Origin of the sequence: Streptomyces sp. NPDC007164 (assembly GCF_040634135.1) — a bacterium.
Classification (GTDB): domain Bacteria; phylum Actinomycetota; class Actinomycetes; order Streptomycetales; family Streptomycetaceae; genus Streptomyces; species Streptomyces sanglieri.
In genome coordinates, this window is sequence record NZ_JBEYFB010000003.1 from 272,326 (window position 1) to 285,035 (window position 12,710).

Here is a 12,710-nt window from a genome sequence, read left to right on the forward strand (position 1 = left end):
GCGGCTCGCGCCGGGCCGGCGGCGCGCCCGTCCTCAGTTGCGACGGGCGCCGCCGGTCATGGCGTCACGGAGTCACGCGGTCATGGCGTCACGGCGAAGTTCTGCAGGATCGCCGTCGCCAGCTCCTGGTCGCCCTCGACCTTGATCCGCTCGGCGACCGCTCCCGCGCGCACCCGCCCGCAGGCGAGCAGGAAGTACGTCTCCCAGTCCATCGCCAGCGTCACCACGGGTCCGAGCGACGGCGAACCGTCCACCGAACCACGGCCCTCCGCATCGACCCTGACGGTGCGCAGGAACTCCAGCGGCCCGTGCACATCGAGCACGACCGCCGAACTGGCCGGTGCCCCCGCGTCCTTGGCGACCACCTTCGGCAGCGCCTCCAGCAGGACGTCCCGGACGACGGTCGCGCCGGGGGAGTCCAGATTGCCGGGCCGGCCCAGCGTCGCACGCAGGTCCTGCTCGTGCACCCAGACGTCGAAGACGCGCATCCGCAGCGCCAGTTCGAGGGTCTGCTCGGCGCCGAGCGGCGCGCGGACCATGGTCTCGGGATCACGTGTCTCGTTGCGCAGCTGACGCGCCCGGCGGATGATCGTGTACTCCAGCTCGGAGGTCATCTCCGGCGCGGTGTGGTGCCGCCGTACGTCGACCTGCATCTCCATGTAGCGGGCGAAGTCGCTCTGTACGTGGTAGAGGTCGCGGGGCAGGGAGTGGATCGGGCGCGGGTCGCCGAGCTGCTCGCACTCCATGCCGATGACGTGCGAGACGATGTCACGCACCGACCAGGCGGGGCACGGCGTACGGCGGTTCCACTCTCCCTCGGCGAGCGGCTTCACCAGCTCGGCTATCGACTCGATGGAGTGGGTCCAGGCATCGGCGTAGGTCTGGAGGCTGGGATGGACGGTCACGGGACCCCTAGTGCGGTTCTGCGGTGCATGGGCTGGAGAAGCTGGGCGCGGGCGGCGGTCTGCGGGCGGCGGTCTGCGTGGGAGGTTCGTTCGCTAAGTTACGCTGCGAGCAGGCACCCCGGCAGTGCTTTCGTGTGACGATCGTAGGCCCGTGTTGACGGCTCGAATGCCAGGACGGTGGTAGTGTGCGCGCCTCCCTCATCCAGATCGCAGTAGACCCGGACGAATCTGTCAAGGCCCGCAGGCAGCGCGCGGCTTCGCTGATCGCCGCCCAGCGCGGCGCGGATCTGGTGGTCCTTCCCGAGCTCTGGCCGGTCGGCGCCTTCGCGTACACCGCCTTCGAGGACGAGGCCGAACCGCTCCAGGGGCCCACCCACGACATCATGGCGAAGGCCGCCGCCGACGCCGGGGTCTGGCTGCACGCGGGCTCCTTCGTCGAGCGCGCCGCCGACGGCACCCTCTACAACACCTCGCTGGTCTTCACGCCCGGCGGCGAGCGGGCCGCCGCGTACCGCAAGATCCACCGCTTCGGCTTCGACAAGGGCGAGGCGGTCATGATGGGCGCCGGTGAGGAGCTGGTCACGGTCGCCCTGCCGCAGACCACGCTCGGCCTCGCCACCTGCTACGACCTGCGCTTCCCGGAGCTGTTCCGCGGCCTGGTCGACGCGGGCGCCGAGACGCTGATCGTCGCGGCGGGCTGGCCCGAGCGGCGCCGCGCCCACTGGACGCTGCTCGCTCAGGCCCGCGCGGTCGAGAACCAGTCGTACGTCCTGGCCGTGGCCACCGCGGGCACGCACGCCGGGGTCGAGCAGTCCGGGCACAGCATCGTCGTCGACCCGTGGGGCGAGGTGCTCGCGGAGGCGGGCGCGGGCGAGGAGGTGCTCGCCGTGGAGTTCGACCCGGCGAGGGTGGCGACGACCCGTGAGCAGTTCCCGGCCCTCAAGGACCGCCGCCTGGGGCTGAATCCGCCCTCCTAGACCCGTCGGGTGCTGTTTCACGTGAAACAGCGCGCAGCGCTCAGTCCTCGTGCTCCTTCTCCGCGAGCACGATGACGCAGACCGACACGGCGATGAGCAGCGCGGTGTCGGCGTCCTCCCGTACGACGTCGATGCCGTAGGTGTCGCGGACGGTCAGCCAGCGCCGGGAGATCTGGGCCAGCAGCTCGCCGTCGTAGTCGATGGCGAACTCACGGTCCAGGATCTTGCCGCTGACATCGAGTTCGGTGCCGTCGACCAGCGTGACCCGGTAGTGGTTGCGCAGCAGCGACAGCCGCTTGCGCTTGATCCTGGCGAGCTGTTCACCGTCCCGCTCGATGAGCATCGTGTCGCGCAGACTGAGCAGCTTCTGCCGGATCTCGACCAGGATCCGGCCCTGCGCGTCCTTCAGCTCGAAGGTGTCCCGCACTCGCATGGCCTTGCCGTCGACGAGGAACGCCTTGCGGCCGTCCGCGTCCTCGATCCAGTAGTCGTCACCGACGGCGAAGAGTCGTTCACGCACCAGGAATCTCATGGCTCACAGGTTCCCCGAGGTCCCTGTGGAATGCGTGGACGCCACGGTGATGTTGACTGTTCACATGGCAACACGTGCGCGCGTCAGGGCCCCCGAGCTGGTCGGCAAGGGCGGCTGGCTCAATACAGGCGACCAGCAGTACACCCTCGCTGACCTGCGAGGACGCATTGTGATCCTGGATTTCTGGACCTTCTGCTGTGTGAACTGTCTGCATGTCCTCGATGAGCTGCGCGAGCTGGAGGAGAAGCACCGCGACACCCTGGTCATCATCGGGGTGCACTCGCCGAAGTTCGTCCACGAGGCCGAGCACCAGGCCGTCGTCGACGCCGTCGAGCGGTACGAGGTCCACCACCCGGTTCTCGACGACCCGGAGCTGGCGACCTGGAAGCAGTACGCCGTACGGGCCTGGCCGACGCTCGTCGTCATCGACCCCGAGGGCTATGTCGTCGCCCAGCACGCCGGTGAGGGCCATGCGCACGCCATCGCGAAGCTGGTCGAGGAGCTGGAGGCCGAGCACGCGGCGAAGGGCACGCTGCGCCGCGGCGACGGCCCCTATGTCGCGCCCGAACCGGTCGCCACGCATCTGCGCTTCCCCGGCAAGGCGCTGCTCCTGCCCGACGGCGGTTTCCTCGTCTCCGACACCACCCGCCACCGGTTGGTCGAGCTCGGACCCGACGGCGAGACGGTCCGCCGCCACATCGGAGCGGGCGAGCGGGGGTTCGGCGACGGTGGGCCGGAGGCGGCCCGGTTCTCCGAGCCCCAGGGTCTCGCCGTGCTGCCGGACGGCCGGATCGCCGTCGCCGACACGGTCAACCACGCCATCCGCGCCTTCGATCCCGCCACCGGGGAGACGACGACGCTGGCCGGTACCGGCCGTCAGTGGTGGCAGGGCTCGCCGACATCCGGACCGGCCCGTGAGATCGACCTCTCCTCCCCCTGGGACGTCGCCTGGTTCGCGGACCGGCTGTGGATCGCCATGGCGGGCGTGCACCAGCTGTGGACGTACGACCCCGGGACGGAGACGGTGCGGGTCGCCGCGGGCACGACCAACGAGGGTCTGGTCGACGGGCCGGCCGACGAGGCCTGGTTCGCCCAGCCGTCCGGGCTGGCCACCTCCGCGGACGGTGAGCGGCTCTGGGTCGCCGACCCGGAGACGTCCGCCGTGCGCCACGTCGAGCGCGACGGCACCGGCTTCGTCGTCCGCACCGCCGTGGGTACCGGGCTCTTCGACTTCGGGCACCGCGACGGCGCCGCCGGACAGGCCCTGTTCCAGCACCCGCTCGGGGTGACCGCGCTGCCCGACGGGTCCGTCGCCGTCTGCGACACGTACAACCACGCGCTGCGGCGCTACGACCCCGCGAGCGGCGAGGTCACCACCCTGGCCACGGATCTGCGCGAGCCCAGCGACGCCGTGCTGGTAGACGGCGATCTCGTCGTCGTCGAGTCCGCCCGGCATCGGCTGACCCGGCTGCGCCTGCCGGAGGAGGCGGTACGCGTCACCGACCGGGCGCACCGCACACAGCGGGCGGCCACCGAGATCGCCCCGGGCACGCTCCGGCTCGATGTGGTCTTCCAGGCGCCCGCCGGGCAGAAGCTGGACACCCGGTACGGTCCCTCGACCCGGCTGCTGGTCTCCGCGACCCCGCCGGAGCTGCTGGCCGAGGGGGCGGGGCCGGGGACGGACCTGTTCCGTGACCTGGTCCTGGCCGACGACGTCACCGAGGGCGTCCTGCACGTGTCCGCGATGGCGGCGTCCTGCGACGACGACCCGGCGAACGAGTACCCGGCCTGCCACGTCCACCAGCAGGACTGGGGCGTCCCGGTCCGTGTGGTCGCCGGGGGAGCGTCCCGGCTGCCGCTGGTGCTGGCGGGAATGGACGAGCAGGGCTGAGAGCCTGTCGGGTGGCCTCCGACCGGGCGGACGCGGTCTGATCGAAGGCCACCCGACAGGCTCTGAGGCCCGGGGGCCGGGCGGGCTCAGCCGTCCTCGGTGAGCCGGCGGACCGCCTGTTCGTACCGCTTGAGGTACTCGGGCTCCGCAGTCACCCGCAGCAGCGCCTGGAGCGCTCGCACCGCGCCCTCGTCGTAACCGGAGTTCTCCGCCTCCCCGGCCGCCAGGTCCAGCAGCCGGATCCCCTCGCCCTCCTCGCCGAGCGCCAGCCGGGCCTCGCCGCTGGTGGTCAGCAGCAGCACCCTGCGGGCGATCTCCTCGTGCTCGGGCCCCAGGTCGAGGGCGGTCCGGACGGATTCGAGGGCCTCGTGCGGCCGGTTCGCGGTGAGCTGCATCCGCGCGAGGTGCTGGAGCGCCAGCATCTCGGTGTGCGCGTCCTGTTCCTCCCGGGCCAGCTCGACGGCGCGCCCGCAGTCCTCCAGCGCCGTGTCGAGTTCCCCCTGCTCGGCCTGGACTACGGCGAGGTTGATCAGCGCGGTCGCCTCGCCGAGCCGGTCGCCCGCCTGCCGGGCCAGTGCCGGCGAGCGCTCCAGCAGGGCGACGGCCTCGGCGGTCCGGCCCTCCTCAGTCAGTACCCAGCCCAGCAGATTGAGCACCCGGGACTCTGCGTACGCGTCGTCATGGGCTCGGGCGGAGTCCAGCGCCAGTTCCAGCAGCGGGGACCAGCTGTCCCGCACCCGCCACACCACCTGGGGCCACTGGAGCAGGATGATCCGCCACGCCCGGTCGTGGAACCCGGCGGTCCGGGCCGCCACGGCGGCCAGGGCGAGATCGTCGCGCTCGGTCGCCAGCCAGTGCATCGCCGCCGGCCGGTCCACGAAGTCCCGTACGGCGACGGGGCGGTGGTAGTCCTCCGGCAGGACGAAGCAGGGCTCGCCGCCGGGCTCGGCCGTGTCGGCGGCGGCGAGCGCGGTGGCGATGTAGTGGTCGAGCACTCCTATGAGCGCGTCGGGGCCGCGCTCGGGGTCCATGCCACGGGCGTAGAGGCGCACCAGGTCGTGCAGTATCCAGCGCCCGGGGCCCGTCTCGGTGACGAGATGGGCGGCGGCGAGCCGCTCCAGCGCCGCCGTGGCGACGACCGGGTCGGTACCGGCCAGCGCGGCCGCCGTGTACGGGTCGAAGTGGCTGCCGGGGTGGTGGCCGAGCCGGGCCAGCTGGTGGACGGCGTCCTGCGGCAGCTGCTGCACGGTCAGCCGCAGGGCGGCCGAAACACCGGTGTCGTCCACGTCGAGGAACGTCAGCCGGCTGCGCTCGTCGGCCAGCTCGTCGGCGAGACCGGCCAGCGTCCACGTCGGCCGCCCGGCCAGCCGGGCCGCGGTGACCCGCAGCGCGAGCGGCAGCCCGCCGCAGAGTTCGGCCAGCCGACGGGCCGCGACCGGCTCCGCGAGCACCCGGTCCTCACCGAGTACACCGGCCAGCAGGGCCGTGCTGTCCGGCGGTTCGAGCACGTCCAGCGGTACGGGACGGGCCGCGTCCGAGGCGATGAGGCCCTCCAGCCGGTGGCGGCTGGTGACCAGCGTGACGCAGTCGGTGCCGCCCGGCAGCAGCGGCCGGACGGCGGCGGAGTGGCGGGCGTTGTCGAGCACGACGAGCAGTCGGCGCCGGTCGGTCAGCGAGCGGAAGAGCGCCGCCGCGGCCGCGACGGACTCCGGGACGCGGCGGGGTGCGACGCCGAGCGCCAGCAGGAACTCGCGCAGCACCTCGATGAGCGCGGGCTCGCCGGTGTCGCTGAACCCGCGCAGATCGGCGAAGAGCCGTCCGTCCGGAAAGGCGGCCTGATTGCGGTGCGCCCACTGGAGGGCCAGCGCGGTCTTGCCCACCCCGGCCGGTCCGGTGACCAGGCAGACGGGTGCCTCGCCCGCCGCGGCCCGGGTCAGCGCGGCCAGCTCGGCGGTCCGCCCCTGGAAGCCGCGGGGCGTGCGGGGCAGCAGATCGGTGGGGTGCGGCCCGCCCGCGAGGGACGGCACGGGGAGCGGGCGGGGCGGCGCGGAGCCGGGAGCGCCACCCGCGCTGCCGCCCGTACCGGTGCCCGCACTGCCGCCCGTTCCACCGCTCCTGCCGCCGGGCTGCTCGGCCGGGCGGCCGGCCGGTCCGGCCGCGCCGTCCGGTCCGGTCCGCCGGTCCGCCGCCGGACGGGCCGCGGGTACGGGACCGGCGCCGCTGCCGTTGCCGGCCGGGCCGCCGTGGCTGCCGCTGTCACCGCCGCCGCCAACGCTGCCGGCCCGGACCGGGCCGCGTGCCGCCGTCCCGTGCCCGTCGGGCGCGTTCCGGCCGCCGTCCCGGCCGGTGTCCGGCCCGGGGTCGCCGCGCAGGATCAGCGCGTACGCGTCGGCGAGTTCGTGTCCCGGGTCGATGCCCAGCTCATCGGCGAGCAGCCGCCGCGTGCGGTGGAACCAGTCCAGCGCCTCCGACTGGCGCCCCGCCCGGTACAGCGCCGTCATCAGCGCCGCCGCCAGGGACTCCCGCATCGGGTGCGCGACGGCCTCCGCCCGCAGCACCGCCGCCGCCCGGTTGTGCTCTCCCATGGCCGCGTAGGCGTGCGCCAGCTGCTCGACCGTCGCCAGCCGCGATTCCTCCAGCGAGTGCGCGGCGGCCTGGAGCGGCCGTCCGGCGAACGCGCCGCTGAGCGCCGGGCCCTGCCACAGGGACAGCGCCTCCTTGAGCATCAGCACCGCGTCGGCGGGACTGCGCTGCCCCCGCGCCAGCGTCAGCAGCTCCTCGAACCGCTGCGAGTCCAGCAGGGTCTCCGGCAGCCGCAGCACATACGCGTCGCCGAGCGTGACCAGCTCCACCCCGTACGCCTCCGCGTCCGCACCCACCAGCAGGGCGCGCAGCCGGGACACATGGCCCTGGATGACGCTGCGGGCGTGCAGCGGTGGTGTGTCGTCCCACAGGGAGTCCGTCAGTCTGGAGATGGAGACGGGGGTGTTGGCGGACAGCAGCAGCGCGGCGAGCAGGCTGCGGCGCTTGGCGGGACCGAGCGGCAGCGGCCCCGTGAACGTGTCGACGGAGACGGTGCCGAGCAGCCGGAACTCCACGGGGGCTTCCCTTCCGGGCAGGATGTGCCCGGGGTCGGGCATGGGAAAGTCCCAGGATATCGGGGGTGCCGTGGAGTCGACGACGGGTCGCGCCGGCCGCGACCCGGCGGACGCCGCGCGTCAGGGGTAGCGGCGCTCGTCCTCGGACACGACGGTCGTGCTGGGCGGTACGACCATCCGGCGACGCCGCGCGATGCTTGAGTAGACGACGACCCCGATGATGCCGACGATCATCATGATCCAGCCGACCAGGTCGACGTTGACGGTGTCCATTTCCCAGTCGGTGGCGAAGGCCAGTACCGCCCCGGCTCCGATGAGGATGATGCATCCTCCGAGTCCCATGATTCCCGCCTCCTCGACGGCCCGGCGGCTCCGGGCCGGTGTACGGATCGCGTACCCGGCCCGGCGACGACCATGCCCGGGGACATGGCCGGGGCGCGGCGGCTCAGCCCGCCAGGAACGACGCCAGCGCGTTGGCCAGCAGATACGGGTCGTCCGCCCCGCACAGCTCACGGGCGCTGTGCATCGACAGGATCGCGACGCCGATGTCCACGGTCTGGATGCCGTGCCGGGCGGCGGTGATCGGGCCGATCGTGGTGCCGCACGGCATCGAGTTGTTGGAGACGAACGTCTGCCACGGCACGTCCGCCTTCCGGCACGCCTCCGCGAACACGGCCCGGCCGCTGCCGTCGGTCGCGTACCGCATGTTGACGTTGACCTTGAGGATCGGGCCGCCGTTGGCCACCGGGTGGTGGGTCGGGTCGTGGCGCTCGGCGTAGTTGGGGTGGACCGCGTGACCGGTGTCGGAGGAGAGACAGACGGTCCCGGCGAAGGCCCGCGCGCGGTCCTCGTACGTGCCGCCGCGGGCGAAGACGGAACGCTCCAGGACCGTGCCGAGCAGCGGCCCGTCGGCGCCGGTGTCGGACTGCGAGCCGTTCTCCTCGTGGTCGAAGGCGGCCATGACGGGGATGTACGGAAGTTCCTCGTCCGGCTGTCCGGCGACGGCGGCGAGCGCGGCGGTCGCCGCGTGCACGGAGAGCAGGTTGTCCATCCGGGGCCCGGCCAGCAGCTCGCGGTCCCGGCCCAGGTAGGCGGGCGGCTCGACGGCGTGCGCCATCAGGTCCCAGCCGGTCACGTCCTCGGCGTCGACGCCCGCCTCCTCGGCGACGAACCGGATCAGGTCGCCCTCCTCGACGTCCCCGAGCCCCCAGATCGGCTGCATGTGCTTCTGCCGGTCGAGCTTGAGGCCGTCGGGGTTGGCCGACCGGTCCAGGTGCACGGCCAGCTGCGGTACGCGCAGCAGCGGCCGGTCGATGTTCACCAGCCGGTGCGTGCCGTCGCGCAGCGAGATCCGGCCCGCGAGACCGAGGTCCCGGTCGAGCCAGGTGTTGAGGAGCGTCCCGCCGTAGATCTCCACGGCGACCTGCCGCCAGCCGTACGCCCCGGTGTCGGGCATCGGCTTGACCCGCAGGTTCGGCGAGTCGGTGTGCGCCCCGACGATCCGGAACGGGGTGTGCGCCGAGGCGCCCTCCGGCACGTACCAGGCCACGATCGCACCACCGCGCAGAACGTACTTCCCGCCGCTGGTCCCGTCCCAGGCCGCAGTTTCCTCGACCTGCCGGAATCCGGCCTTCTCCAGCCGGCCGGCCGCGGTGGCCACGGCGTGGTACTGGGAGGGGGAGGCCATCAGGAAGGCCATCAGATCGTCGGTGTGCCCGCGGTCGAAGCGGAGGGAGGAACTCATGTTCCTCACTGTAACGAGACCGGACCGGGCACCTTCACCGCCGTCGTGGCGGGCCGTGCGCTCAGCTCCCCGGGATCGCCGCCGAGGGCTTCCCGCCGTTCTGGGCCTGCTGCGCCCGCTCGGCGAACATGGCCGCGAACGCCTTGACCTCCTTGTCGGGGACGACCGCCTTGCCGCTGGTGCCGGTGCTGATCCCGAGGACGGTCGTGCCGACCCGGATCTGCGCGATCGTGGCCGGTCCGGCCATGGTGCCGACCGCCGCACGGTTGGCCTCGCGCTCGGCGCCGGGGCTGCCGATGTCCACCTTCTCGGCGTTCTGGCCGACCCGGTCCCCGCCGTACCACTTGATCAGGACGTCGTATGCGGCGTCCGCGGTCTCCTCGTCCTTGTAGGCGAGGGTCCAGAAGTTGAGCGTGGTCGCGTCCGCCTTGCGCACGAAGGCCGAGGCACCCCAGGACGTGACCGGGGTGCAGGCCGTGTCCCGCTGCTCCTTCGTCCTGGCCACGCAGACCGGCGGCGGGTAGTCGGGCACCGGCTTCTGGGCCTCCGGCTTCACGTAGTTCCGCCAGCTCGGCACGGCCTTCGCGTCCGGCAGTACCGAGGCGACCTGCCCCTTGCCGAGCGCGGCGGCCTCGGCGTCGCCGCCCCCGCCGCCGCAGCCCGCGAGCAGCAGCGCCGCCGCCCCGACCGCCATGAGCCGCCCCCGCCCCGCCCGCATACCCACGAAACCCTTGTCACCCATGAGTGACCCGCCCCCTTCGGCTTGCTGGACATCCGATCCTAGAGAGTGCCGGTGCGGTGGGGCGGGGCCAGCCAGAAGCTGGGGATGCCCGCCCCTGCGTACTTGTGCGGCTCGGTCTCGCGGTCCCGGGCCCCGGAGTCGGGTGAGACGACCTCCACGGCGAGCAGGACATCGGCTGCCTGGTACGCGCAGATCTTCGGGGACGGGATTCCGAGCCCTTCAGCCGGCGTACCCAGCCGATACGACAGCACCGCCACCCGAAAGCGTGTCCGGGTGGCGGTGCTTTTTGACGGCCTTGAGGCAGGAGGGGCTAGAACGCGGCCTCGTCCAGCTCCATCAGCGAGTTGTCGACGGACTCGGCGAGCGCGCGCTCGGCCGAGACGCCCGGCAGGACGTTCGCGGCGAAGAACTTCGCGGCGGCGATCTTGCCCTGGTAGAAGGCGACGTCCTTCGCGGTCGCGGTCGGCAGCTTCTCCGCCGCGACGGCCGCGCCCTTGAGCAGCAGATAGCCGACGACGACATCGCCGGAGGCCATCAGCAGGCGGGTGGTGTTGAGACCCACCTTGTAGATGTTCTTGACGTCCTCGCCGGTCGCGGTGAGGTCGGTGATCATCGTGCCGACGATCGCCTCCAGGTCCACGGCCGCCTTGGCGAGCGAGTCCAGCGCACCGGCCAGCTCCTCGTTGCCCTGGGCGCCGGCGAGGAACTTCTTGATCTCCTCGGAGAGGGCGTTCAGCGAGGCGCCCTGGTCGCGGACGATCTTCCGGAAGAAGAAGTCCTGGCCCTGGATCGCCGTGGTGCCCTCGTACAGCGTGTCGATCTTGGCGTCACGGATGTACTGCTCGATCGGGTACTCCTGGAGGTACCCGGAGCCGCCGAAGGTCTGGAGCGACTGGGCCAGCTGCTCGTAGGACTTCTCGGAGCCGTAGCCCTTCACGATCGGGAGCAGCAGGTCGTTGAGGCCGTGCAGCGCCTTCGCGTCCTCGCCCGCGGCCTCCTTCTCCTGGATCGCGTCCTGGACGGAGGCGGTGTACAGCACCAGGGAGCGCATGCCCTCCGCGTACGCCTTCTGCGTCATGAGCGAGCGGCGCACATCGGGGTGGTGCGTGATGGTGACCTTGGGGGCGGTCTTGTCCATGAACTGCGACAGGTCCGTGCCCTGGACGCGCTCCTTGGCGTACTCCAGCGCGTTCAGGTAGCCGGTCGACAGGGTGGCGATGGCCTTCGTGCCGACCATCATGCGGGCGAACTCGATGATGCGGAACATCTGGCGGATGCCGTCGTGCTTGTCGCCGATCAGCCAGCCCTTGGCGGGGTGCTGGTCGCCGAAGGTCATCTCGCAGGTGTTGGACGCCTTGAGGCCCATCTTGTGCTCGACGTTGGTCGCGTACACGCCGTTGCGCTCGCCCAGCTCGCCGGTGGTCCAGTCGAAGTGGAACTTCGGGACCATGAAGAGCGAGAGGCCCTTCGTGCCGGGGCCGGCGCCCTCGGGGCGGGCCAGCACGTAGTGGAGGATGTTCTCGGACATGTCGTGCTCGCCCGAGGTGATGAAGCGCTTCACGCCCTCGATGTGCCAGGAGCCGTCCTCCTGCTCGACGGCCTTCGTGCGGCCCGCGCCGACATCCGAACCGGCGTCCGGCTCGGTCAGCACCATCGTCGAGCCCCACTGCTTCTCGACGGCGATCCCGGCGATCTTCTTCTGCGCCTCGTTGCCCTCCTCGAAGAGGATGCCGGCGAACGCCGGGCCCGAGCAGTACATCCAGATGGCCGGGTTCGCGCCGAGCAGCAGCTCCGCGTAGCCCCAGATCAGGGAGCGCGGCGAGGTGGTGCCGCCGATCTCCTCGGGCAGGCCCAGACGCCAGTACTCGGAGTCCATGAACGCCTGGTACGACTTCTTGAAGGTCTCCGGGACCGGCGCGGTGTTGGTCTCCGGGTCGAAGACCGGCGGGTTGCGGTCGGCGTCCGCGTAGGAGTCGGCCAGCTCGTTCTCCGCGAGGCGGTTGACCTCGTCGAGGATGCTCTTCGCCGTCTCGACGTCCATCTCGGCGAACGGGCCGGTGCCGTACGTCTTGTCGCGCCCGAGGACCTCGAAGAGGTTGAACTCGATGTCGCGGAGATTCGACTTGTAGTGCCCCATGGAAGGCTCCGTAATCAATAGCAGTGGCGCGCAACGCCCCGGGGATGGGGTGTGGGCCGGGTGGGCGACGAGCTGGCGGTGCGTATATCAGCTGACCTCTACGATGATGCTACCCGCCAGTAATAAGACGCAACCCCTCAAGGCCCCGATGTGTCCGATTACTCTTTGCGGTATGTACGGCTACGACCAGAACCCGGGTGCACAGCAGCAGATGGGTGGCGGCTACGGCGAGCAGCCGCTGTATCCCGAGCCCTCGCCGCCGTCCCTGGGTGACGCGGTACGGGCCTTCACCACCGGCTCGCTGTCCGCCGAGGACTTCCAGCAGATCTTCGCGACGTCGAAGGTCTACTGCCCGCGCGGCGACAATCCCGGCTTCCTGGCGCTGCACAACACCCAGCAGCCGGTGATCCCGATGTTCACCACGCTCAAGGAACTGCGGCTGTACGCGGGCAAGGAGTCCAAGTACTTCGTGATCACCGGGGCCGAGGTGATCGACCTGCTGCCGACCGGCTACGGCTTCGTCCTCGACATGGAGGGTGAGCACCGCATGGTCTTCGACGCGAAGGCCGTGGAGCAGATGGTCGACTTCGCGATGCGCCGCATGTACGGCTGACGCCGGAATCGTTCAGGAGGGGCCCGCACCGCTCGGATGCTCGGTGCGGGCCCTTTGTGCTGCCCTCTTCC

At 71.7% G+C, this 12,710-nt stretch carries 10 protein-coding genes and 1 pseudogene; 3 read left to right on the top strand and 8 right to left on the bottom strand.

The genetic code is table 11. The features are described 5' to 3' along the window. Window positions 1–80: 80 nt before the first annotated feature. The gene (locus ABZ622_RS07865) at window positions 81–905 is read right to left on the bottom strand and encodes a maleylpyruvate isomerase family mycothiol-dependent enzyme (protein WP_360541443.1); all 825 of its coding nucleotides are present in this window, start codon (window positions 903–905) and stop codon (window positions 81–83) included. A 185-nt stretch (window positions 906–1,090) separates the two neighbouring features. Between ABZ622_RS07865 and ABZ622_RS07870 the strand changes: the two genes are divergently transcribed. Further along, window positions 1,091–1,882 carry a carbon-nitrogen family hydrolase gene (locus ABZ622_RS07870; protein WP_360541445.1) on the top strand — a complete coding sequence of 264 codons (792 nt, stop codon included), beginning with the start codon at window positions 1,091–1,093 and terminating at the stop codon, window positions 1,880–1,882. Between the two features lie 40 nt (window positions 1,883–1,922). Here ABZ622_RS07870 and ABZ622_RS07875 read toward each other — a convergent pair whose 3' ends face one another. Further along, window positions 1,923–2,414 carry an LURP-one-related family protein gene (locus tag ABZ622_RS07875; protein ID WP_360541447.1) on the bottom strand — a complete coding sequence of 164 codons (492 nt, stop codon included), beginning with the start codon at window positions 2,412–2,414 and terminating at the stop codon, window positions 1,923–1,925. A 64-nt stretch (window positions 2,415–2,478) separates the two neighbouring features. On the opposite strand from ABZ622_RS07875, the gene ABZ622_RS07880 reads away from it, so the two are divergent. Next, a complete protein-coding gene (locus ABZ622_RS07880; RefSeq protein WP_360541449.1) occupies window positions 2,479–4,305 on the top strand; it encodes an NHL domain-containing thioredoxin family protein in 1,827 nt (608 codons plus the stop codon). A gap of 86 nt (window positions 4,306–4,391) precedes the next feature. Here ABZ622_RS07880 and ABZ622_RS07885 read toward each other — a convergent pair whose 3' ends face one another. From ABZ622_RS07885 to ABZ622_RS07910, 6 genes and pseudogenes are all read right to left on the bottom strand, one after another. After that, window positions 4,392–7,403 (bottom strand): BTAD domain-containing putative transcriptional regulator, encoded by a 3,012-nt coding sequence (locus tag ABZ622_RS07885; RefSeq protein ID WP_360541646.1) that lies wholly within the window; start codon window positions 7,401–7,403, stop codon window positions 4,392–4,394. Between the two features lie 120 nt (window positions 7,404–7,523). After that, window positions 7,524–7,745, bottom strand: a complete 222-nt coding sequence (locus ABZ622_RS07890) for a DUF6458 family protein (protein WP_360541451.1) — start codon at window positions 7,743–7,745, stop codon at window positions 7,524–7,526. A 103-nt stretch (window positions 7,746–7,848) separates the two neighbouring features. Then, a complete protein-coding gene (locus ABZ622_RS07895; protein WP_360541453.1) occupies window positions 7,849–9,147 on the bottom strand; it encodes a M18 family aminopeptidase in 1,299 nt (432 codons plus the stop codon). Window positions 9,148–9,208: 61 nt separating this feature from the next. Beyond that, window positions 9,209–9,889, bottom strand: coding sequence for a hypothetical protein (locus ABZ622_RS07900; protein WP_360541456.1), 681 nt, complete (start codon window positions 9,887–9,889; stop codon window positions 9,209–9,211). Between the two features lie 68 nt (window positions 9,890–9,957). Next, window positions 9,958–10,074, bottom strand: a pseudogene (locus ABZ622_RS07905) (Uma2 family endonuclease); the annotation flags it as partial. Window positions 10,075–10,199: 125 nt separating this feature from the next. Continuing rightward, window positions 10,200–12,026: an acyl-CoA dehydrogenase gene (locus ABZ622_RS07910; RefSeq protein WP_360541458.1), complete on the bottom strand. Its 1,827-nt coding sequence runs from the start codon at window positions 12,024–12,026 to the stop codon at window positions 10,200–10,202. A gap of 172 nt (window positions 12,027–12,198) precedes the next feature. Here ABZ622_RS07910 and ABZ622_RS07915 point away from each other — a divergent pair, with 172 nt between their 5' ends. Continuing rightward, window positions 12,199–12,639, top strand: a complete 441-nt coding sequence (locus ABZ622_RS07915) for an SseB family protein (protein ID WP_072487501.1) — start codon at window positions 12,199–12,201, stop codon at window positions 12,637–12,639. Window positions 12,640–12,710 lie beyond the last annotated feature (71 nt).

What these genes read in the sequence shown, in the direction of transcription:
- ABZ622_RS07910 (WP_360541458.1), bottom strand. Translation starts at nt 12,026, where the DNA reads ATGGGGCACTACAAGTCGAATCTCCGCGACATCGAGTTCAACCTCTTC.
- ABZ622_RS07915 (WP_072487501.1), top strand. Translation starts at nt 12,199, where the DNA reads ATGTACGGCTACGACCAGAACCCGGGTGCACAGCAGCAGATGGGTGGC.
- ABZ622_RS07895 (WP_360541453.1), bottom strand. Translation starts at nt 9,147, where the DNA reads ATGAGTTCCTCCCTCCGCTTCGACCGCGGGCACACCGACGATCTGATG.
- ABZ622_RS07880 (WP_360541449.1), top strand. Translation starts at nt 2,479, where the DNA reads ATGGCAACACGTGCGCGCGTCAGGGCCCCCGAGCTGGTCGGCAAGGGC.
- ABZ622_RS07900 (WP_360541456.1), bottom strand. Translation starts at nt 9,889, where the DNA reads ATGGGTGACAAGGGTTTCGTGGGTATGCGGGCGGGGCGGGGGCGGCTC.
- ABZ622_RS07875 (WP_360541447.1), bottom strand. Translation starts at nt 2,414, where the DNA reads ATGAGATTCCTGGTGCGTGAACGACTCTTCGCCGTCGGTGACGACTAC.
- ABZ622_RS07890 (WP_360541451.1), bottom strand. Translation starts at nt 7,745, where the DNA reads ATGGGACTCGGAGGATGCATCATCCTCATCGGAGCCGGGGCGGTACTG.